Origin of the sequence: Nocardia sp. NPDC057227, assembly GCF_042669725.1 — a bacterium.
GTDB lineage: Bacteria > Actinomycetota > Actinomycetes > Mycobacteriales > Mycobacteriaceae > Nocardia > Nocardia asteroides_A.
The window spans coordinates 218,157-237,616 of record NZ_JBHUXA010000002.1 but is presented as its reverse complement, the minus strand read 5'-3'; the positions used below and the strand labels follow the sequence as shown (position 1 = coordinate 237,616).

The following is a 19,460-nucleotide window of genomic DNA, read 5'->3' as shown; positions in this document are numbered from 1 at the left end:
TGGCGGCCCGGGTCGCTTCCCGCGCGGTCACCGGCCACCCCCGGAAAGCCCGGTGCTGATGATGATCTCGGCGAGGATATTGCCGTCCGCGCCCTTGTCGCCCTGCACCACGACCATCTCGCCGACCGGCAGGTCGGCGGCGGTGCTGACGCCGAGCGAGATCACCTGGGTGCGGGCGTCGGTGCGGACGGTGACGGTCTTGCCGTCCAGGGTGCGCAGGGTCAGCGTGCCGCCGTTGTTCGCGGTGATCGAGCCCATGGCGCTGCCGAGATCCTCCAGGCCGGGCAGGCCGGGGAGCTCGCTCGGCAGGGCCGGGAAGGACGGGGTGGTCTGGTTTGCCGATGGCGGCGCGGTGGTGCGGCCGGGCTGGCGGGTCGCGGTGGTCGTCGTGCCCGCGGCGGTCGAATCGTCGTCGCCGCCGGTGAAGTACAGCCCGGCGAAGACGCCGAGCACCGCGATCAGCAGCACGGCGGCGAGGCCGAGGCCGATCCACAGCCCGGTATTGCGCCTGGGCGGCCTCGGCGGGATGCCGCTGCCCTGGTGCCCCGGCGGCGGGTGGCCGTTCACCCAATCCTGCTGCTGCGGCTGAACGTAGCCCGGCGGTTGCTGCTGGTAGGGCTGCTGCGGCTGAACGTACCCCGGCGGCGGTTGTTGCTGGTAGGGCTGCTGCGTGGTGCCGCCCTGGCCGTCGTACGGGCCCCACTGGCTGTCGTACGAGGGGAATTCGCGGGTGGCGTCCGGGGGTGGCGGCGGCGTCCACTCGCCGTACCCGCCCGCCGAGCCACCGAAGACGTTCGTTGGCGGTGCGCCCGACGCACCCGGCGCGCCGAGGTGTTGGGTCGGACTCTCGTCCGGCCGCTGCCCCCAGGGGTCCTTCGGGTTCGTCATAGCTACAGGGTACGAACTACGAGAGGCGCGGTCACCTGTATGGGTGACCGCGCCGCTCCATCCCCGGCGCAACCCCGCCGGGTGCGAGTCTTACGAGCATCGGTTCCCGCCCGGTTCGTCCCTCGGTGCTCGAAGCGCATGCGCCGAAGGCGCGAGTCTCGAGTGCCGAGGGACGAACCTCTCCAGGGCGGGAACCACGTCGCGCGAAGGCGCGACTATCCAACCACCAGCCCGTCCCCGTCGGGGCTGACAGAGACCTTGACGGTGTCGCCGTCGGCGACCTCGCCGGCGAGCAGCTCCTTGGCGAGCGTGTCGCCGATGGCCTGCTGGATCAGCCTGCGCAGCGGCCGCGCGCCGTAGACCGGGTCGTAGCCGCGCACCGCGAGCCAGAAGCGGGCGGAATCGGTGACCTCGAGCGTGAGCCTGCGCTGCGCCAGCCGCTTCTGCAGCTGCTCCAGCTGGATGTCGACGATGTGCTGCAGCTGCACCTCGTCCAGCGCGTGGAACATGACGACGTCGTCCAGCCGGTTCAGGAACTCCGGCTTGAACGCGGAGCGCACCGCGTTCATGACGAACTCCCGCTCGCCACCGGCACCCAGGTTGGAGGTGAGGATGAGGATGGTGTTGCGGAAGTCCACCGTGCGGCCCTGGCCGTCGGTGAGCCTGCCCTCGTCCAGCACCTGCAGCAGGATGTCGAAGACGTCCGGGTGCGCCTTCTCGATCTCGTCGAAGAGCACCACCGTGTACGGCCGCCTGCGCACCGCCTCGGTGAGCTGGCCGCCCTGGTCGTACCCGACGTAGCCGGGCGGCGCGCCGACCAGCCTGGCCACCGCGTGCTTCTCGCTGTACTCGCTCATGTCGATCCGGATCATGGCCCGCTCGTCGTCGAACAGGAAGTCCGCCAGCGCCTTCGCGAGCTCGGTCTTGCCGACGCCGGTGGGGCCGACGAACAGGAACGAGCCGGTCGGGCGGTCCGGGTCGGCGACGCCCGCCCTGGCGCGGCGCACCGCGTCGGAGACGGCCTGCACCGCGTCCAGCTGGCCGACGACCCGCCTGCCGAGCTCGTCCTCCATCCGGAGCAGCTTCTGGGTCTCGCCCTCCAGCATCTTCCCGACCGGGATGCCGGTCCACGCGGAGACCACATCGGCGATGTCGTCCGGGCCGACCTCCTCCTTGAGCATCAGCTCACCGGTGCCCGCCGCGGAGCTCTGCTCGGCCTCGACCAGCTGCTTCTCCAGCGCCGGGATCCGGCCGTAGCGCAGCTCGGCGGCCTTGCCGAGGTCGCCGTCGCGCTCGGCCCGCTCGGACTCGCCGCGCAGCGACTCCAGCTCCTCCTTGAGCGTGCGCACCCGGTCGATGGCGTTCTTCTCGTTCTGCCACCTGGTGGTGAGCTGGTTGAGCTTCTCCCGGTCGTCGGCGAGCTCGGAGCGCAGCTTCTCCAGCCGCTGCTTGGAGGCCTCGTCGGTCTCCTTGCCCAGCGCGACCTCCTCGATCTCCAGCCGCCGCACCGCGCGCTCCACCTCGTCGATCTCCACCGGGCGGGAGTCGATCTCCATGCGCAGCCTGGACGCCGACTCGTCGACCAGGTCGATCGCCTTGTCCGGGAGGAACCGGGAGGTGATGTAGCGGTCGCTCAGGGTCGCCGCCGCCACCAGGGCGGAGTCGGTGATCCGGACGCCGTGGTGCACCTCGTAGCGCTCCTTGATGCCGCGCAGGATGCCGACGGTGTCCTGCACCGACGGCTCGCCGACCAGCACCTGCTGGAAGCGCCGCTCCAGCGCGGCGTCCTTCTCGATGTGCTTGCGGTACTCCTCCAGCGTGGTCGCGCCGACCAGCCGCAGCTCGCCGCGGGCCAGCATGGGCTTGATCATGTTGCCCGCGTCCATCGCGGACTCGCCGGTCGCGCCGGCGCCCACGATGGTGTGCAGCTCGTCGATGAAGGTGATGATCTGGCCCGCGCTGTTCTTGATGTCCTCCAGCACGGCCTTGAGCCGCTCCTCGAACTCGCCGCGGTACTTCGCGCCCGCGACCATGGCGCCGAGGTCCAGCGAGACCACGGACTTGCCGCGCAGCGACTCGGGGACGTCGCCCGCGATGATCCGCTGGGCCAGTCCCTCGACGATGGCGGTCTTGCCGACGCCCGGCTCGCCGATCAGCACCGGGTTGTTCTTGGTGCGGCGGCTGAGCACCTGGACGACGCGCCGGATCTCGGTGTCCCTGCCGATCACCGGGTCGAGCGTGCCGGAGCGGGCGAGGGCGGTGAGGTCGGTGGAGTACTTCTCCAGCGCCTGGTAGGTACCCTCCGGGTCCGGGCTGGTGACGCGGGCGCTGCCGCGCACGGCGGTGAAGGCCTCGCGCAGCGCCTCCGGGGTGGCGCCGCGGCCGGTGAGCAGCCTGCTCACCTCGGAGTCGCCCGCGGCCAGCCCGACCAGCACGTGCTCGGTGGAGACGTACTCGTCGCCGAGCTCGGTGGCGAGCCGCTGCGCCGCGGTGATCGCGGCCAGCGCCTCCCGGCCGAGCTGCGGCGCGGTGGTGGCGCCGGTGGCGCGCGGCAGCCGGTCGACGATCTGCTGCGCCTCGCGCCGCACGCCTGCCGGGTCCACCCCGGCCGCCTGTAGCAGCGGGGCGGCGATACCGTCGGTCTGGTCGAGCAACGCCACCAGCAGATGCCCCGGACGGATCTCCGGATTGCCCGCGGTGGACGCGGACTGCAGCGCGGCGGTCAGCGCGGCCTGGGTCTTGGTGGTGGGATTGAACGAGTCCACGGTCACCTTCCTGCCTTGTAGTTCTGAGGTTGCCTGGTTCAACGCGCAAAAGGTTGAGTCTGTTCCGCTCAACTCTAGTTTTTTCGGCGGCTTTGCGCATCCCCCGGTGGCCGCATCCGCCTGCCGCCGCCCGCCCGGCACACCGATGACCGATTTTCGGGGATACTCGTGGTGAGACAGTTCGAAGAAAGGACTCCCCACGTCGTGGATGCGCGTTCTGCTGCGCTGGTCCGCGCGAACTTCCGAGCGGTGCTCGACGCACCGCACGGTGCCGAGCGGTTGATCAGCGCGTTCTACGGTCACCTGTTCGCGGAGAACACCGCTCTTCGAGAACTGTTCCCGCCGACGATGGAGATGCAGGCCAAGCGGGTCACCACCGCCGTGCAGTTCGTGCTGGACAACCTGGAGCACTGGGACCGGGCCCAGGCGTTCCTGGAGCAGCTGGCAAGGGACCACCGGAAGTACGGCGTCGAGGCCGCGCACTACGACCTGGCGGGCCGCGCGCTGCTCGCGGCGCTGCGCACCTACCACGGCCGGGACTGGACCGTCGGGCTGGAGGAGGGCTGGACCGACGTCGCCATCCTGATCTCGGCGTCGATGGCGATCGGGGCCAACTCGGACAAGTCCCAGCCGTACTGGGAGGCGACCGTGGTCGGGCACCGGCGGGTGCTGGAGGACCTGGCCATCGTGCGGCTGCAGTCGGACAGCCCGATCCCGTACCTGGCCGGGCAGTACGTCCCGGTGATGCTGCCGCAGCGGCCCAAGATGTGGCGCTACCTCTCCCCCGCGATCCCGTCGAACCCGTACGGCGAGATCGAGTTCCACGTACGGAAGGTGCAGAGCGGCTGGGTCAGCACCGCGGTGGTGAACGAGACCGCGGTTGGCGACCGCTGGCAGATCGCGGGCCCGCTCGGCAACCTGCACATCGACCGGGAGAGCGGCCGCGACGTGCTGCTGATCGGCGCGGGCACCGGCATCGCGCCGCTGCGCGCGCAGCTGATCGAGATGAGCCGCAGCGGGGTGAACCCGCGGGTGCACTTCTTCATCGGCGGCCGCTACCCGTGCGACCTCTACGACGTGGAGAACATGTGGCAGCTCTCGCAGAGCAACCCGTGGCTCACCGTCGTCCCGGTCTGCGAGCAGAAGACCAATCCGTGGTGGTATCCGCACGCGCCGAGCGAGGAGCCGTACGGCATGCACCGGCGGCTGATCGGTAATCTCGGTGCGGTCGTGGCGAGCTTCGGCGCGTGGGCCGACCGGCAGATCCAGATCGCGGGCTCGGCCACCATGATCGCCGACACCCGCCGCGCCCTGATGGCCGTCGGCACCCCCGAGTCGATCATCCAGAGCGACCCCGTCGGCTAACGGAAGAGAGACATGGACATCGATCCGAGCCCGCTGGACGGCCCCGACCCGCGCGCGGTGGGCGACGGTGAATGGTCGGCGACCGTGGTCGGGCACCACCGGCTCCGGCACGACGTCGCGGTGATCCGGCTGATCGGCGAGTTCGTCCCCTTCCGCGCGGGGCAATCGGTGCAGGTGCGGGTACCGCAGCAGCCGACGGTGAGCAGGCGGTACTCGCCCGCGCTCCCGCCCTCGCTCGACGGCAAGCTGGAGTTCCACGTGCGCACCGTGCCCGGCGGCTGGCTGAGCGGCTCGATCGTCGCCGACACCCAGCCCGGCGACGAGTGGCGGATCAGCGCCCCGATGGGCAGCTTCACCATCGACCCGGCCGGCGACGAGGTGGTGCTGATCGCGGGCGGTACCGGGCTGGCGCCGATGCGCTCGCAGCTGCTCGAGCTGGCCAGGGCCGAGCAGCCGCCGCGCACCTACCTGTTCGTCGGCGGGCGCTCGCCGCGCGACCTCTACGCCGACGACATGCTCTTCCTGCTCGCCACCGAGCTGCCCTGGCTCACCGTGATCCCGGTCGTCGAGCGGCCGGACGACCCGAGCTGGCCGGACGAGTGGTTCGAGCGCTCCCGGGTCGATATCGGCTTCCCGGCCGAGGAGCGGCTGCACGGCACGCTGGCCGACGTGATCGGCTCGCACGGCGCCTTCGACCGGCATCAGGTGCTGGTCTGCGGCTCGCCGGGGATGACACGGGCGACCGTGGAGAAGCTGATCGACATCGGCACCCCGGTGGAGCGCATCCAGTACGAGGGGCTGTAGCCGCTCAGAAGAGCGGGTCGTGCCGAATGTGGTCGGCCGGGGTGCCCGCCGCCATCAGCCGGAACTTGGTGGTCTGCACCATCGAGGGCGGCCCGGCGATCTGTACGTCCCGGTCGGTCCACGGGGTGTAGTTCGCCACCACCTTGCCCACCTGGCCGGTGAGCCGCGGCTCCAGCCCGGCCAGGTCGCGCTCCGGGTCGGTGGGGCCCTCGTACCACCAGGGGTTCTCGTCGCTCTCGGTGATCGGGGTGACGGTGAGCCACTTGTTCGCCATCGCCAGTTGGCTCAGCGTCTCCAGGTCGTAGAGATCGCACGGGTGGTGCCCGCCGACGAAGAGGTGCACCTTGGGGTTGGTGCGGCGCTGCGCCATCGCCATGAGCTGGGCGCGCAGCGGGGCCAGCCCGGTGCCGCAGGCCACCATGAGCATGGCGCGCTTGGTGTTGCGCGGCAGCCCGAGCCCGCCGAGCGGGGAGCCGAGCAGCCACTGGTCGCCGACCGCGGTGTTGGTCACGATGGCCGGGCTGACCCAGCCGCCGGAGACGCCGCGCACGTGGAACTCGACCTCGCCGCTCGCGTTCGGCGGCACCGCGGGCGAGAGGTAGCGCCACATCCGCGGCCGGGAGGGGATCTGCACGCTCAGGTACTGCCCCGCCGCGTACTGCATGGGCTGGTCCAGCTGCACCCGGACGACGGCGAGGTTGCGCAGCACCTCGCGACGCTCGACCACCACCCCGCGCCAGGCCGACGGCGTCGTCTCCTTGGCGGCCGCGCCGATCATCGTGTTCGCGATGACCTCGAGCCCGCCGTCCCAGGCCTGCTCGACCTCGTCGGTCCACAGCTCGGTGCCGGTGAACTGCCGCAGCGCCTTCTTCATGGAGTAGCCGACGGCGATGTAGTGCTCCGGCCGGACCCCGTACTTACGGTGGTCACGGCCGAGCTGGGCCAGGAACGGCTGGAGCTTCTCCGGCTCGTCCAGTTTGTCCAGGGCATAGGTGATGGCCTGCACCAGGCGGTCGCGCTGGGCGTCCATGGCGGCCGGGAAGAAATCGCGGATCTGCGGGTAATCGGTGAACAAGATCGCGTAGAAAGTCCGCGCGAGCGCCTCTCGGCCCCCCTCTTCCGCGGCAACCGCCTTGAACGTCGTCCTGACCAGCGCGACGGTCCGCGAATCCATTTGTGTCACAACCCCATTTCGCACGAGAACTCTACCGGGGAACACTTCGGCAGCCGATGGAAACGAGTCTAGGTGCAAGTTTGCCAGCGCGGGAGCGATGCACTGGAATATCACGCGCTTATTTCATAAAATACTGGATGGCCTGTTCAAAAAACGCAATAAACCGACCGGAAGTTTGTGTAGCTCGGCAAATGCCGTCCGGCATCCGCTGAATGGGGCCGAAATGCCAAGAGCCCTCGACGGGCTCCGCTCCGGGAGCGGGTGCGCCGTCGAGGGCTGTTGATTTGCTGGCGAATTCCGAATTCGCCGCGCTACCGCGCGTGTCTATTGCGCGGCTGCCAGACCACCAGCGCGGTACTGCGTTGCTGGGGCGCCAGATCCGGCCGGTAGCCCGCCCGCAGGCGTTCCACCTCCGCCGAGAGCTCGGCGACCTGTTCGCGCAATTCCTCGACCTGGTTGGTCAATTCGATGATCCGTTTGATACCGGCGAGGTTGACGCCCTCGTCCTGGGAGAGCCGCTGCACCTCGCGCAGCAGCTCCACGTCCCTGGCCGAGTAGCGCCTGCCGCCACCGGATGTCCGCTGCGGCGTGACCAGGCCGAGCCGGTCGTACGTGCGCAGGGTCTGCGCATGCATGCCTGCCAGCTGGGCCGCGACCGAGATCATGAAGAACTCGGCCCGCGCCGCATTGGACATCTGTTTCGGATCGTCGGACATTACGCACCTGCCCATCCCGCACGAGGATCGAAGCCGCTGGTCTTCTCCGCCTCCTGATACCGCTGCAGCGCCTGGACGGCATTCTCGTCCAGCCGCGGCGGCACCGCGACCTTGACGGTGACCAGCAGGTCGCCCGCGCCGCCGCTGCGTTTCGGCACACCGCGCCCGCGCACCCGAAGGATGCGGCCGTCGGCGGTGCCCGGCGGCACCTTCACGCCGACCCGGCTGTCCAGCGTCGGCACCGAGACCGTCGTCCCGAGCACCAGCTCCGCGTAGCTCACCGGCAGCACCAGGGTCAGGTCGTCGCCGTTGCGGCCGAAGACCTTGTCCTGGCTGACGTGCACGCTGACGAACAGGTCGCCGGAGGGCGCACCGCGCAACCCGGCCTCGCCCTGTCCGGCCAGCCGGATGCGCTGCCCGTCACCGACGCCGGGCGGAATCCGCACGGTGATCGTGCGGGTCCGGTTCTGCACGCCGGTGCCGCGGCAGTCGACGCAGGGGTCGTCGATCAGCGAGCCGGTGCCACGGCACTCGTCGCAGGGTTCGCTGAACCCGAAGGCGCCCTGGTTCCGGCTGACCACACCGGCGCCGTTGCAGTTCGGGCAGGTGCGCGGGCTGGTGCCCGGCTTGGCACCGCTGCCGTGGCAGGTGGTGCACGGCGCCGGGCTGGTCATCCGCAGCGGGACCGTGACGCCCTGGGCCGCCTCGCGGAAGCCGAGGGTGGTCTCGGTCTCGACGTCGGCACCGCGCCGCGGCCTGCTTGCCGCGGTACGCGGGCCGCCGCCGCGGTTGAAGAGCCCGCCGAGCAGGTCGCCGAGGCCACCGTCACCGGCGCCCGCCGCGCCGCCGCCGAAGATGTCGCCGATGTCGAAGTTCTGGGAGAACCCGCCACCGGCACCGGGCTGGAAGCCGCCGCCGCGGCCGAAACCGCCGCCGCCGCCGAACAGCTTCCTTGTCTCGTCGTACTCCCGGCGCTTCGCCGGATCGGAGAGCACGGCGTGCGCCTCGCTGACGGCCTTGAACCGCTCCTCGGCCCGGTTGTCGCCGGGCTTGGCGTCCGGGTGGTTATCCCGGGCCAGCTTGCGATACGCCTTCTTGATCTCGTCCGGCGTGGCGTCGGCGGAGACACCCAGCTCCTTGTAGAAGTCCTTTTCGATCCACTCCCGCTGGCTCACCGAGCATCTCCTCCTCTCGCGTCTCTATCGTCCGGTCGTCTCGGCATCAGCTGCTCCCGATGCCGCGTCGCTCTCGCCGGTCGTGGAATCCGCTGCCTCACCGGTCTTCTCACCCGATTCTGCCGGGTCGCCCGGCACCGCGTCGGTGACTCCGACGAGCGCGTGCCGCAGCACCCGCTCCCCGAAGCGGTAACCCTTGCGCATGACCAGGCCGAGCACCGGATCGGCGCCGCTGCCCTCGTGCTGCACGGCCTCGTGCAGGGTCGGGTCGAAGGACTCGCCCACCGCGCCGAACTCCTCCAGCCCCTGCTTGCGCAGCGCCTCGGCGAGCTTGTCGGCGACCGCCTTGAGCGGGCCGGACTCCAGGTCGCCGTGCGCACGCGCCCGGTCCAGGTCGTCCAGCACGCCGAGCAGTTCGGTGACGACGGCGGCCTTGGCCGCGTCGGTGGCGGCCTTGCGGTCGCGCTCGACCCGGCGCCGGTAGTTGGCGTACTCGGCGGTCAGCCGCTGCAGGTCCGCGGTCAGCTCGGCCTCCTTGCCCGCGGCGGGGGCCGCCGCCGCGGGGTCGGAGCCGTTGCCGTTCGACTCGCTGCCGTTCTCGGTATCCGGCTCCGGAGCCTTGTCCGGCTCCCTGACCTCACCGGACTCCGGATCGATCTTGCGCTTGTCGACGAAGGTGACCGGTTCCTGCTGCTCCGAGCTCACTTCTTCTCCGTGTCGACCGGCTCGTCAACGACCTCGGCATCGACGACCTGGTCGTCCGCCTGACCCTGCTGGGGCTGGCCGTCACCGGCCGCGCCCTCGGCGGCGGCGGACTCGTAGATCGCCTGACCCAGCGCCTGGGACTCGGTGGCGAGCTTCTCCACCGCGGCCTTGACGGCGGCGATGTCGGTGCCCTTCAGCGCCTCGTTCGCCTCGACGATGGCCGCCTCGACCTTGGACTTGATGTCCGCGGGCACCTTCTCCTCGTTGTCCGCGATGAACTTCTGGGTCTGGTGCACCAGCGACTCGGCCTGGTTGCGGGTCTCCGCCTCCTCGCGCCGCGCCTTGTCCTCGGCGGCGTGCGCCTCGGCGTCCTTCACCATCCGGTCGATCTCCTCCTTGGACAGGCCGGAGCCGTCCTGGATCTTGATCGTGTTCTCCTTACCGGTGCCCTTGTCCTTCGCGGTGACGTGCACGATGCCATTGGCATCGATGTCGAAGGTCACCTCGATCTGGGGCACGCCGCGCGGGGCGGGCGGGATGCCGGTCAGCTCGAAGGAGCCGAGCAGCTTGTTGTGCGAGGCGATCTCGCGCTCACCCTGGAACACCTGGATCTGTACCGACGGCTGGTTGTCGTCGGCCGTGGTGAAGGTCTCCGAGCGCTTGGTCGGGATGGTGGTGTTGCGCTCGATGAGCTTGGTCATCACGCCGCCCTTGGTCTCGATGCCCAGCGAGAGCGGGGTGACATCGAGCAGCAGGACGTCCTTGACCTCGCCCTTGAGCACACCGGCCTGCAGCGCGGCGCCGACGGCGACGACCTCGTCCGGGTTCACGCCCTTGTTGGGCTCCTTGCCGCCGGTGAGCTCGCGGACCAGATCGGTGACCGCGGGCATCCGGGTGGAGCCGCCGACCAGCACCACGTGGTCGATATCGGCGACCTTGACCCCGGCGTCCTTCACGACCTGCTGGAACGGCGCGCGGGTGCGATCGAGCAGATCACTGGTGATCCGCTGGAACTCGGCGCGGCTCAGCTGCTCGTCGAGGAAGAGCGGGTTCTTGTCCGCGTCGACCGTGATGTAGGGCAGGTTGATCGAGGTGCTCTGCGAGGAGCTGAGCTCGATCTTCGCCTTCTCCGCGGCCTCGCGCAGCCGCTGCAGGGCCATCTTGTCCTTGGTCAGGTCGATGCCGGCGCTGGCCTTGAACTTCTCGACCAGCCAGTCCACGACGCGCTGATCCCAGTCGTCACCACCGAGGTGGTTGTCGCCGGAGGTGGCGCGGACCTCGACGACGCCCTCGCCGATCTCCAGCAGCGAGACGTCGAAGGTGCCGCCGCCGAGGTCGAAGACCAGGATGGTCTGCTCGGTCTCGCCCTTGTCCAGGCCGTACGCGAGCGCGGCCGCGGTGGGCTCGTTGACGATGCGCAGCACGTTCAGCCCGGCGATCTGGCCGGCTTCCTTGGTGGCCTGGCGCTGGGCGTCCTCGAAGTAGGCGGGGACGGTGATGACCGCGTCGGCGATCTCCTCGCCCAGGTAGGCCTCGGCGTCGCGCTTCAGCTTCATCAGCGTGCGCGCGCTGATCTCCTGCGGGGTGTAGTTCTTGCCGTCGATCTCGACGTTCCAGTCCGTGCCGATGTGGCGCTTGACGGAACGGATGGTGCGGTCGACGTTGGTGACGGCCTGGTTCTTGGCGGGCTGACCCACCAGCACCTCACCGTTCTTCGCGAACGCGACGATCGACGGAGTGGTCCGCGATCCCTCCGAGTTCGCGACGACGACCGGCTCACCGCCTTCGAGCACGGCGACTACCGAGTTCGTGGTCCCGAGGTCGATTCCGACCGCACGAGCCATAGTTGATTCCTCCTTGTTGACGTACCGAGCTGTGTAACGCTGAGCGTGGTCGGCTCAATCCTGCACCCATCTCCGACGGGCGTCAACCGAAACTTGAGCTTGCTCCACTCAACCTTGTCGAATGGGCACAACCGGGGACTCGCGGGATCTATTCCCGGCCCCGGCCGCCGCCACCGAACACTTTCGGCGCCGCGGACCGTCGGCACTCCCGAGACGACCACGAGGAGGAACGGATGGAGCGCGCCGAGATCATGGGGTGGACCGAGGAGGTGCGGCTGGCGGTGGCCGGGCTGCTGGCGACGCTGGAGCCGGCCGAGTGGCAGGTGGAGTCGCTGTGCCCCGGGTGGACCATGCACGAGCTGGCGGCGCACCTGACGCTCTCCACCAGGGACACGCTGCGCGGCGCGCTGCGGGCGGCGGTCCGCGCCCGCTTCGACTTCGACCGGATGACGGCGGAGCAGGCGAGGGAGCGGGCGACGCGGTTCACCCCCGCCGAGCTGATCGCGCAGCTTCGCGAGGACGCCGGCTCGGCGCGCCGCGCGCCCGGCGCGGGCCCGCTGGACCCGCTCGCCGACTTCCTCGTGCACAGCCAGGACGTCGCCCGCCCGCTCGGCCGCGTCCACGCGGTGCCCCTCGAGCCCACCCTCGCCGCGCTCGACCACGTGCGGACCAGCGTGTTCTGGGGCGCCCGTAAGCGGCTGCGCGGCATCCGGCTGGTCGCCACCGACTGCGACTGGAGCGGCGGCGACGGGCCGGACGAGCTCCGCGGCACCGCCTGCGACCTGCTGCTGGTCGCGAGCGGACGGGCAGCCGGGCTGGTCGAGGCGACCGGGCCGGGGGTGCAGCGGGTGGCGGCTGCGCTGTAGAACCGCCGCGATCGGAATCCGCGCGGCGGGCAGGTGCGCGTGCAAAGCTGGTGATCATGAACGGTTTCCGGGCGGGGGTGCGCCGATGACGTCGGATGCCGGGCTCGATCCAGCCGCCGTCGAGATCGGCACCTTCCTGCCGCGATCACCGGAGCAGGTCTGGCGGGCGCTCACCGAACCGGCGCTGCTGGAGCGCTGGCTCATGCCGTCGGTGGGGTTCGCGGCGGCCGAGGGCACGCACTTCCTGTTCACCCTTCCTGCCGGTTCGCCGGGCGAGATCGCCTGCGAGGTGCTCACCGCCCGCGCCCCCGAGCAGCTCACCCTGGCCTGGGTCGACGTGCGGGCGCCCCGGCCCGCCCGCTGGCCGCTCGACCTGACCGTCCGGCCGCAGGGCCGCGGCACCAGGCTGCTGCTCACCCAGACCGGGTTCGACATCGCCGACCGGCGGCAGAAGATGGCCCGCAACGCCATGGAGCGCGGCTGGCGCTCCAGCCTGAGCAGGCTGGCGGAGTTACTGGACGACGTGCAGCCCTAGGCGGCAGCAGTGCGGAAGCTTCCCGCCCGTCGGGTCGCGACCGCTGCTCACCTGCTCGTTCGAGCGAATCCTTGACGTGGCCGGCTAGAGCTGGCTGAGCGCGCCCTCGGCGCTGCGCGCGGCGGTCAGGCAGGCGGTGCTGGTGGCCTGGTCGGCCAGGGGGTGCTTGGCCCGGGAGCGCCACTTCCGGACGGCGTCCAGCGCGGCGGCGCGCATGGCGTCGGGGGCGGCGTCCGGCGACAGGCCGAGGCGCAGGTGCGGGGCGATGCCGGTGCCGCCGACCAGGCGGTGCAGCTCGGCGAGATCGCGGGCGGGGAGCGGGAGTTCGTCGGTGCGCAGCCTGCCGAGCAGCCGGAGTTCGGCGAAGCCGTGCACGTCGGCGAGCAGGGTGCGCACCCGGGGCAGCAGCCGGTCGGCCTCGGTGCCCGGGTAGCCGCGCAGCACCCGGTCCAGCGCGGTCAGCGCGGAGTGCGCCTTGAGCTGGTCGGCGCGCTGGCCGAACTGGGTGTCGAGCACGGTGCGCAGCTCGTCGACACCGCTGCGCGCGGTGAGCTCGGCGGCGAGCGCGGCGGAGTCCCTGATCCCGAGCCGGATCAGCGTCACCGCCATCCGGATGCCGAAGAGCCCGAAGCGCTCCGCGATCTGGAAGCGGAGTTCCGGCGGCACCGGCAGCGGGATGTCCGGGCGGGCGAAGCGGTCCGCGGAGAGCAGCGCGGCGCTCAGCTCCGCCGTCGGCACGGCGGCCAGCGCCTCGAAGGCCGCGTACTCCTGCTGGCGCAGCGTGGCGGCGGCGAAGGCGAGCAGCCCGGCGACCGGGATCACCGCCTGGCACAGCCCGGTTCGCTCCAGCTCGCCTGCGAAGCGGGCGGCGACGTCGCGCGCGGAGTGCAGCGCGTCCAGCGCGCCCGCGCCGATCTCGTCCGCCCTGGAGACCACGCCGATCACGCCGAGCGGCCCGGTGCCGCCCGCGGTGCCCGCGCCTGCCCGCTCCAGGAAGCGCACGTCGGCATCGTCCAGCCTGCGCAGCAGGTAGACCACGGCGTCGGCGCCGGGCAGCGCGACGGCGGCGTCGTCCTCCGGGGTGAGCAGCCGCGCGGTGCGGCGGGAGACCTCGCGGGAGAGCGAGGAGGTGCCGGGCGTATCGATGATGGTGGTGGCGGCCAGCGGCGCGGCGGGCCACTCCACCTCCAGGTGGTCGATATCCCGCGGATGGCCGCTCTGCCAGCGCAATCCGTCCAGGTCGAAGGTGAGGCCGTGCGCGCCGCCCGCCCGGCGCACCACCACGTTGGCGCGGTCGCCGTCCGGCGCGAGCGCGGTGACGCTCGGCGTCGGGCCGTTGCGGTACCAGGTGACCACCCGGGTGCACTCGGTGGCGTCGGTGGGCGCGATGTCCTGCCCGACCAGCGCGTTCAGCAGCGTCGACTTGCCCGCCTTGATCGAGCCCGCGAGCGCGACCCGCAGCGGCTGCTCCAGCCGGTGCGCGCAGTCGCCGAGCAGCGCGCGCGGCCGCGCGTCCCTGGCGAAGGCGCGGCGCGCGGTCTCGATCAGCGCCTGCGCCTCCGGCACGAGACCGACGGCGCCGCGGGTGGTTCCTGACGTCATCCGGTTACCGTACCGGCGGATTGCCCGGCAGTTGCGGGGTGTCCGCCGGTGCCAGGGCGACGGCGTGCCTGCGCAGTTCGGCGACGACCCGCAGCTGCCGCTCCAGCTCCGCGCAGCGCTCGGCGCGACGGGAGGACTCCACGCTGGCGGCGTCCTGGGTGGCGCGCAGCGAGTCCTCCAGCGAGCGCAGCGCGCGCTCGGCGACGCCCGTGTAGTGGTCGCGCAGCGCGCGGTGGATGCGGTGCAGCCGGTCCTTCGATTCCTTGCCCGCCTGGAACGCGACATCGTCGACGAAGCGGCGCACCGCCGTCTTGGCCTCGCTCCGGCGGCGCGCCAGCCTGGCCTGCTTGTCGTCCCGGAAGGCCTTGCCGCCGACCAGGACCCCGGCGCCGAGCGAGATCGGGTTCAGCATGGCGAGCCCGGCGAAGGTGCTCGCCAGCCCGACCATCAGCATGCCGCCGTACGACCCGCGCATGCCGACCAGCAGTTTGCTGCCGAAGCCGATGTCCTTCTCCAGGTCGGCGAGGGTGCCGGAACCCGCACGGCTGTCGCCGGATTCGAGCGCGCCGCGCACGTCGGGCAGCTCGACCGCGCCCAGCTCGGCGAAGTGCTCGGCGACCCGCTCGGCCAGCCGGGCCGCGCGCTCGTGGGTGAAGAGCAGGTTGTCGCCGAGCGCGCTGTCCACGCTCAGCCCGAGCCACTCCGCGATCCGCTCCCAGTGCCTGCCCGGGTCGTGGTCGTCGATCCACTCCTCGCCCTCGCGGGCGATGTCGCGCAGACGTTCGCGCAGGTCGTGGTCGGTGTCGCCGGCCAGGTCGGTGATGCCGTCGCCGAGCGTCTGCTGCCAGGACGCGGTGCGGCGGTGCAGCTCCTCGGCGGCGGCCTTGGCCGTGCGCAGCTCCTGCAGTGCGGCGGCGCCCTTGTCCGGGTCGCGCAGCGCGACGAGCTCGCTGCCCAGCGCGAGCGCGAGATGTTCGGCGGCGGCGGCGATGTCGCGGGCCACCCCGGCGCGCACGGCGGCCTGGTCGCGGGCGACGACCTCGTCGCGCAGGTACCGATAGAGCTCCCCGAAGCCGGATTCCCGGCCGAGCTGCTGGTCCTGGGTGCGCATGGCGTGCTCGCGGAGCAGCGCGGAGACCGGGATGATCGGCAGCTCGAGCTCGGCGCGTTCGAGGTGGGCGACGTCGGCCTCGTGCACCCGGCGCCAGTGCGGGTACAGGTCGACCTTGGTGAGCAGCAGCGCGACCGTCGGGCACAGCTCGCGCACCTGGCGCAGGAACGTGAGCTCGGGCTCGGTGAGCTCGGTGGAGGCGTCGGAGACGACCAGCACCGCGTCGGCCGTCGGCACCATGCCGAGCACCGTCGCCGCGCCCGGCCCCGAGCCGCCGACGCCGGGGGTGTCGACCAGCACGATGCCATCCGCGAGCAGCGGGTTCGGGGCGTGCAGCTCCAGCCGCAGCACCCGGCGGCCCTCGGCAAGGGGGGTGCGCGCGTCGATGCCGGCGACGGCGTCCGGCGGGATCGGAACCCGCACCTCAGGCGAGCCCGCCTCGGTGCCCGCGAGCACCAGCTCGGCGCGCGGCTCGGCGCCGTGCGCGAGCAGCATCGGGAGCGCCGTGCCGCCCCCGTCGCCGACCGGGCACAACTCCACGTTCAGCAGGGCGTTCACGAACCGGCTCTTGCCCTGGCCGAGCTGGCCGGCGATCACGATCCGGCGGCGCGGGTCGCGCACCCGCTCGGCCGCGGCGTGCAGCCGGTCCACCAGGTCGGAGCGGTGCGCGGCGCGCGCCACCGCGATGGTCTCGGTCAGCACCGGGAGCAGCGGGAGCGCGGGGGCCGTCGGTGCGGTCATCGGGTCTCCTTTCGTCGCGCGGACGGGCTGTCCGTCCCGGCGGGGACGGACAGCCCGTGGATCATCGCCTGGATCAGTGGAACAGGCCGTGATCCGGGTCGGTGTCGATGTGCGCGTCGCTGCCGCTCTGCGAGGTGCCGAACAGGGAGCCCTCGCCGGTCACCGAGCTCGCTCCCGTCGCGGCGCCGCTGCCGCCGCCGGTGAACGAGGTGTCGCCGAAGGCGCTGGAGACGTCGACCGAGTGCCAGGCGCTGTTCGCCGACGAGGCGGCGCCGGAGAGGGAGCCGCCCAGCGCGCCGGAGGCGCTGCCCGCCGCCGAACCGCCGAGTTCGGCGCCTGCCTGCGCGGTGGAGCCGATGGCGGTTCCGGCTTCGGCGGCGCCGGACAGGGTGCCGCCGAGTTGACCGGTCGCGGAGCCGCCGAGGTCGGTGGCGCCGGTGAGGGTGCCGCCGAGGCCGGATTCCAGACCGGAGGTGACTTGGCCGCCGAGGTCGGTGGTGCCGTTCAGGGCGCCGCCGAGGTTGGTTTCCAGGCCGGAGGTGAGTTGGCCGCCCGCGCCCGCCGCACCGTCGAGCGCGCCGCCGAGGCCGGATTCCAAGCCGCTGCCGAGCTGGCCGCCCACACCCGCTGCGCCGCCGAGGCCGGACTCCAGGCCGCCGGCCAGCTGGCCGCCCAGGCCCGCCGTTCCGTCCACCGCTCCGCCCAAGCCGGACTCCAGGCCGCCCGCGAGCTGTCCACCCAGACCCGCGGTCCCGTCCACCGCACCACCCAAGCCCGACTCCAAGCCGCCCGCGAGCTGGCCGCCCAGACCCGCGGTCCCGTCCACCGCTCCGCCGAGGCCCGACTCCAGGCCCGCGGCGAGCTGGCCGCCGAGACCCGCCGTTCCGTCCACCGCTCCGCCGAGGCCCGCGCCCACCTGGCCGCCGAGACCGGCGGCGCCGTCCACGGCTCCGCCCAGTCCGGACTCCAGGCCGGCGGTCAGCTGGCCGCCGAGTCCGGCAGCTCCGCCGAGGCCGGTTTCGAGACCGCCCGCCAGCTGGCCGCCGACGCCAGCGGCGCCGTCCACCGCGCCACCGAGGCCGGTTTCCAGGCCGCCCGCCAGCTGGCCGCCGAGGCCAGCGGTTCCGTCGAGTGCGCCGTCGAGGCCGGTGACCACGCCGCCGGTGACGCCGGAGAGCCCGGTCTCGAGTCCGGCCGCGGTCTCGCCGCCCGCGGCGAGCACGCCGCCGACGGTGCCGGCGAGGCCGGTCTCCAGGCCCGCTCCAGCCTGTGCGCCCGCGTTCAGGGCGCCGTCCAGCGCTCCGCCGAGATCCGTGGTCGCGTCGACCGCGCCGCCCAGACCGGCACCCAGACCCGCTGCCGCATCGACCGCGCCACCAACGCCCGCACCCAGTCCGGCAGCCGCGCCGACCGCGCCACCGAGGCCCGCTTCGAGGTCAGCGGCGGAATCCACCGCGCCCTCGACTGCACCACCGAGACCGGCACCCAGTCCGGCGGCCGCGTCCACCACGCCACCAACACCCGCACCGACACCGGCCGCACCGTCCACCACACCGCCGACCGCGCCGCCGACGCCAGCGGCCGCGTCCAACGCGCCACCCAGACCGGCGCCGAGGCCGGCTCCGACACCAGCGGCACCATCGAGCGCGCCACCGAGGCCCGCGCCCACGCCCGCAGCGGCATCGACCGCGCCGCCGAGACCGGCACCCAGACCGGCGGCTGCGTCAACCGCGCCACCAACACCCGCGCCGACACCCGCCGCACCGTCCACCACACCGCCAAGCGCGCCACCCAGACCGGCGGCTGCGTCGACCGCGCCACCAACGCCCGCGCCGAGACCGGCAGCACCGTCCACCACGCCACCGAGCGCGCCCCCCAGACCCGCACCCAGGCCGGCGGCCGCGTCCACCGCACCGCCAACGCCCGCGCCGACACCCGCCGCACCATCCACCACACCGCCGAGCGCACCACCCAGACCTGCACCGAGACCGGCGGCCGCGTCGACCGCGCCACCCAGACCAGCGCCCACGCCGGCAGCGGCGTCGACCGCGCCGCCGACGGCACCACCCAGACCGGCGGCCGCGTCGACGGCACCACCCAAACCGGCGCCCAGACCCGCGCCGATACCCGCGACACCGTCAAGCGCGCCACCGAGACCCGCGCCGACACCAGCCCCGGCGTCGACCGCACCGTTCAGGGCTCCGCCGAGACCCGCGCCGAGACCCGCGGCGGCATCGACCGCACCGCCGAGGCCGGCACCCAGACCGGCAGCGGCGTCCACCGCACCACCGACAGCACCACCCAAACCGGCACCCAGACCCGCCGCGGCGTCCACCGCACCACCGACGGCACCGCCGAGACCGGCACCCAGACCGGCAGCCGCGTCGACCGCGCCGCCGACAGCACCACCCAAACCGGCTCCCAGACCTGCCGCGGCGTCGACGACTCCGCCGACGGCACCGCCGAGACCGACACCGAGACCGGCGGCCGCGTCAACAGCTCCGCCGAGGCCCGCGCCGAGCCCGGCGCCCAACCCCGCCGCCACATCCACGGCCCCGTTCAGCGCACCGCCGAGCCCGGCGGTCAGATCCACCCCGGCATCCACGGCTCCACCGAGCCCGAGATCGATGTCCGTGTCCACCGACCCCCCGAGCCCGAGATCGAGATCAGCGGCGGCCCCGATGGCAGCCGACCCGGCCGCACCGATGACAGCGGCCGCGGCCGCCTGAGCCCCCGCCGCCACGATGGCCGACAACTGCGACCCGCCCGCGACGAACGCCGACTCCGCGACCATGGGCGCGACGGCGGCGATGTCCTCGGGGCTCACGTCGCCGAGCCCGGCGGCGGCGAGCGCGCCGGTCGGGTTGTTGCAGTACCCCACCGCGGCTTCACGATCACGCAGCAGGTCGAGGATGAACTCGAGGATGGCGTTCGGGGTCATGGGGATCGTCTCCTGGTTTCGGCGGGGCCGATCGGCCCGCTGCAGTCGGAATGCCTTTCACGCTAGGAGCGCCTGGCGTTACGCCGAAACGGGGCGCACCCCCAATGCTTGCGGGAACATTTCGTTAGGGGTTCGGAGCGCATTAGGGGAATTTCCCCGAACCTGCCCGGAATCGGTAACGGCGCTCCCCCAGCAACCGACAGAGCTGGTGCGCCGGGTGCGCACGCA

14 protein-coding genes and 1 pseudogene are annotated in these 19,460 nt (G+C 72.3%); 4 read left to right on the top strand and 11 right to left on the bottom strand.

What is annotated here, in order from left to right; translation table 11 throughout:
• Positions 1 to 27 precede the first annotated feature (27 nt).
• Together ACFUJ1_RS04335 and clpB are read right to left on the bottom strand one after the other, a co-directional pair.
• Positions 28 to 888 (bottom strand): DUF5666 domain-containing protein, encoded by an 861-nt coding sequence (locus ACFUJ1_RS04335; protein ID WP_378642303.1) that lies wholly within the window; start codon positions 886 to 888, stop codon positions 28 to 30.
• Positions 889 to 1,103: 215 nt separating this feature from the next.
• Positions 1,104 to 3,653: an ATP-dependent chaperone ClpB gene (clpB, locus tag ACFUJ1_RS04330; RefSeq protein ID WP_378642302.1), complete on the bottom strand. Its 2,550-nt coding sequence runs from the start codon at positions 3,651 to 3,653 to the stop codon at positions 1,104 to 1,106.
• 204 nt (positions 3,654 to 3,857) lie between these two features.
• Between clpB and ACFUJ1_RS04325 the strand changes: the two genes are divergently transcribed.
• Both ACFUJ1_RS04325 and ACFUJ1_RS04320 read left to right on the top strand, forming a co-directional pair.
• The gene (locus ACFUJ1_RS04325; protein WP_233014884.1) at positions 3,858 to 5,018 is read left to right on the top strand and encodes an FAD-binding oxidoreductase; all 1,161 of its coding nucleotides are present in this window, start codon (positions 3,858 to 3,860) and stop codon (positions 5,016 to 5,018) included.
• 12 nt (positions 5,019 to 5,030) lie between these two features.
• Positions 5,031 to 5,822 carry an FAD-binding oxidoreductase gene (locus ACFUJ1_RS04320; protein ID WP_378642300.1) on the top strand — a complete coding sequence of 264 codons (792 nt, stop codon included), beginning with the start codon at positions 5,031 to 5,033 and terminating at the stop codon, positions 5,820 to 5,822.
• Positions 5,823 to 5,826: 4 nt separating this feature from the next.
• Here the strand turns inward: ACFUJ1_RS04320 and ACFUJ1_RS04315 are convergent, their stop codons facing one another.
• The 5 genes from ACFUJ1_RS04315 to dnaK all read right to left on the bottom strand — a co-directional run bounded on the left by ACFUJ1_RS04315 (position 5,827) and on the right by dnaK (position 11,436).
• The gene (locus ACFUJ1_RS04315) at positions 5,827 to 6,996 is read right to left on the bottom strand and encodes a globin domain-containing protein (RefSeq protein ID WP_233014888.1); all 1,170 of its coding nucleotides are present in this window, start codon (positions 6,994 to 6,996) and stop codon (positions 5,827 to 5,829) included.
• A gap of 311 nt (positions 6,997 to 7,307) precedes the next feature.
• Positions 7,308 to 7,712 (bottom strand): heat shock protein transcriptional repressor HspR, encoded by a 405-nt coding sequence (locus ACFUJ1_RS04310; RefSeq protein WP_233014890.1) that lies wholly within the window; start codon positions 7,710 to 7,712, stop codon positions 7,308 to 7,310.
• Positions 7,712 to 8,887 (bottom strand): molecular chaperone DnaJ, encoded by a 1,176-nt coding sequence (gene dnaJ, locus ACFUJ1_RS04305; RefSeq protein ID WP_378642297.1) that lies wholly within the window; start codon positions 8,885 to 8,887, stop codon positions 7,712 to 7,714. The genes ACFUJ1_RS04310 and dnaJ overlap by 1 nt, the downstream gene beginning before the upstream one ends.
• 24 nt (positions 8,888 to 8,911) lie before the next feature.
• Positions 8,912 to 9,592 (bottom strand): nucleotide exchange factor GrpE, encoded by a 681-nt coding sequence (gene grpE, locus ACFUJ1_RS04300; RefSeq protein ID WP_378642295.1) that lies wholly within the window; start codon positions 9,590 to 9,592, stop codon positions 8,912 to 8,914.
• A complete protein-coding gene (gene dnaK, locus ACFUJ1_RS04295) occupies positions 9,589 to 11,436 on the bottom strand; it encodes a molecular chaperone DnaK (RefSeq protein ID WP_378642293.1) in 1,848 nt (615 codons plus the stop codon). Before dnaK ends, grpE begins: the two co-directional genes overlap by 4 nt.
• A gap of 233 nt (positions 11,437 to 11,669) precedes the next feature.
• On the opposite strand from dnaK, the gene ACFUJ1_RS04290 reads away from it, so the two are divergent.
• Both ACFUJ1_RS04290 and ACFUJ1_RS04285 read left to right on the top strand, forming a co-directional pair.
• Positions 11,670 to 12,302, top strand: a complete 633-nt coding sequence (locus ACFUJ1_RS04290) for a maleylpyruvate isomerase family mycothiol-dependent enzyme (protein WP_378642291.1) — start codon at positions 11,670 to 11,672, stop codon at positions 12,300 to 12,302.
• An 85-nt stretch (positions 12,303 to 12,387) separates the two neighbouring features.
• Positions 12,388 to 12,837, top strand: coding sequence for an SRPBCC domain-containing protein (locus ACFUJ1_RS04285; protein ID WP_378642289.1), 450 nt, complete (start codon positions 12,388 to 12,390; stop codon positions 12,835 to 12,837).
• An 84-nt stretch (positions 12,838 to 12,921) separates the two neighbouring features.
• Here the strand turns inward: ACFUJ1_RS04285 and ACFUJ1_RS04280 are convergent, their stop codons facing one another.
• From ACFUJ1_RS04280 to ACFUJ1_RS04265, 4 genes and pseudogenes are all read right to left on the bottom strand, one after another.
• The gene (locus ACFUJ1_RS04280) at positions 12,922 to 14,439 is read right to left on the bottom strand and encodes a dynamin family protein (RefSeq protein WP_378642287.1); all 1,518 of its coding nucleotides are present in this window, start codon (positions 14,437 to 14,439) and stop codon (positions 12,922 to 12,924) included.
• Positions 14,440 to 14,443: 4 nt separating this feature from the next.
• The gene (locus ACFUJ1_RS04275; RefSeq protein WP_378642285.1) at positions 14,444 to 16,291 is read right to left on the bottom strand and encodes a dynamin family protein; all 1,848 of its coding nucleotides are present in this window, start codon (positions 16,289 to 16,291) and stop codon (positions 14,444 to 14,446) included.
• Positions 16,292 to 16,364: 73 nt separating this feature from the next.
• Positions 16,365 to 16,889: a hypothetical protein gene (locus tag ACFUJ1_RS04270; protein ID WP_378642983.1), complete on the bottom strand. Its 525-nt coding sequence runs from the start codon at positions 16,887 to 16,889 to the stop codon at positions 16,365 to 16,367.
• 2,244 nt (positions 16,890 to 19,133) lie between these two features.
• Positions 19,134 to 19,232: pseudogene (locus tag ACFUJ1_RS04265) on the bottom strand (hypothetical protein); the annotation flags it as partial.
• Positions 19,233 to 19,460 lie beyond the last annotated feature (228 nt).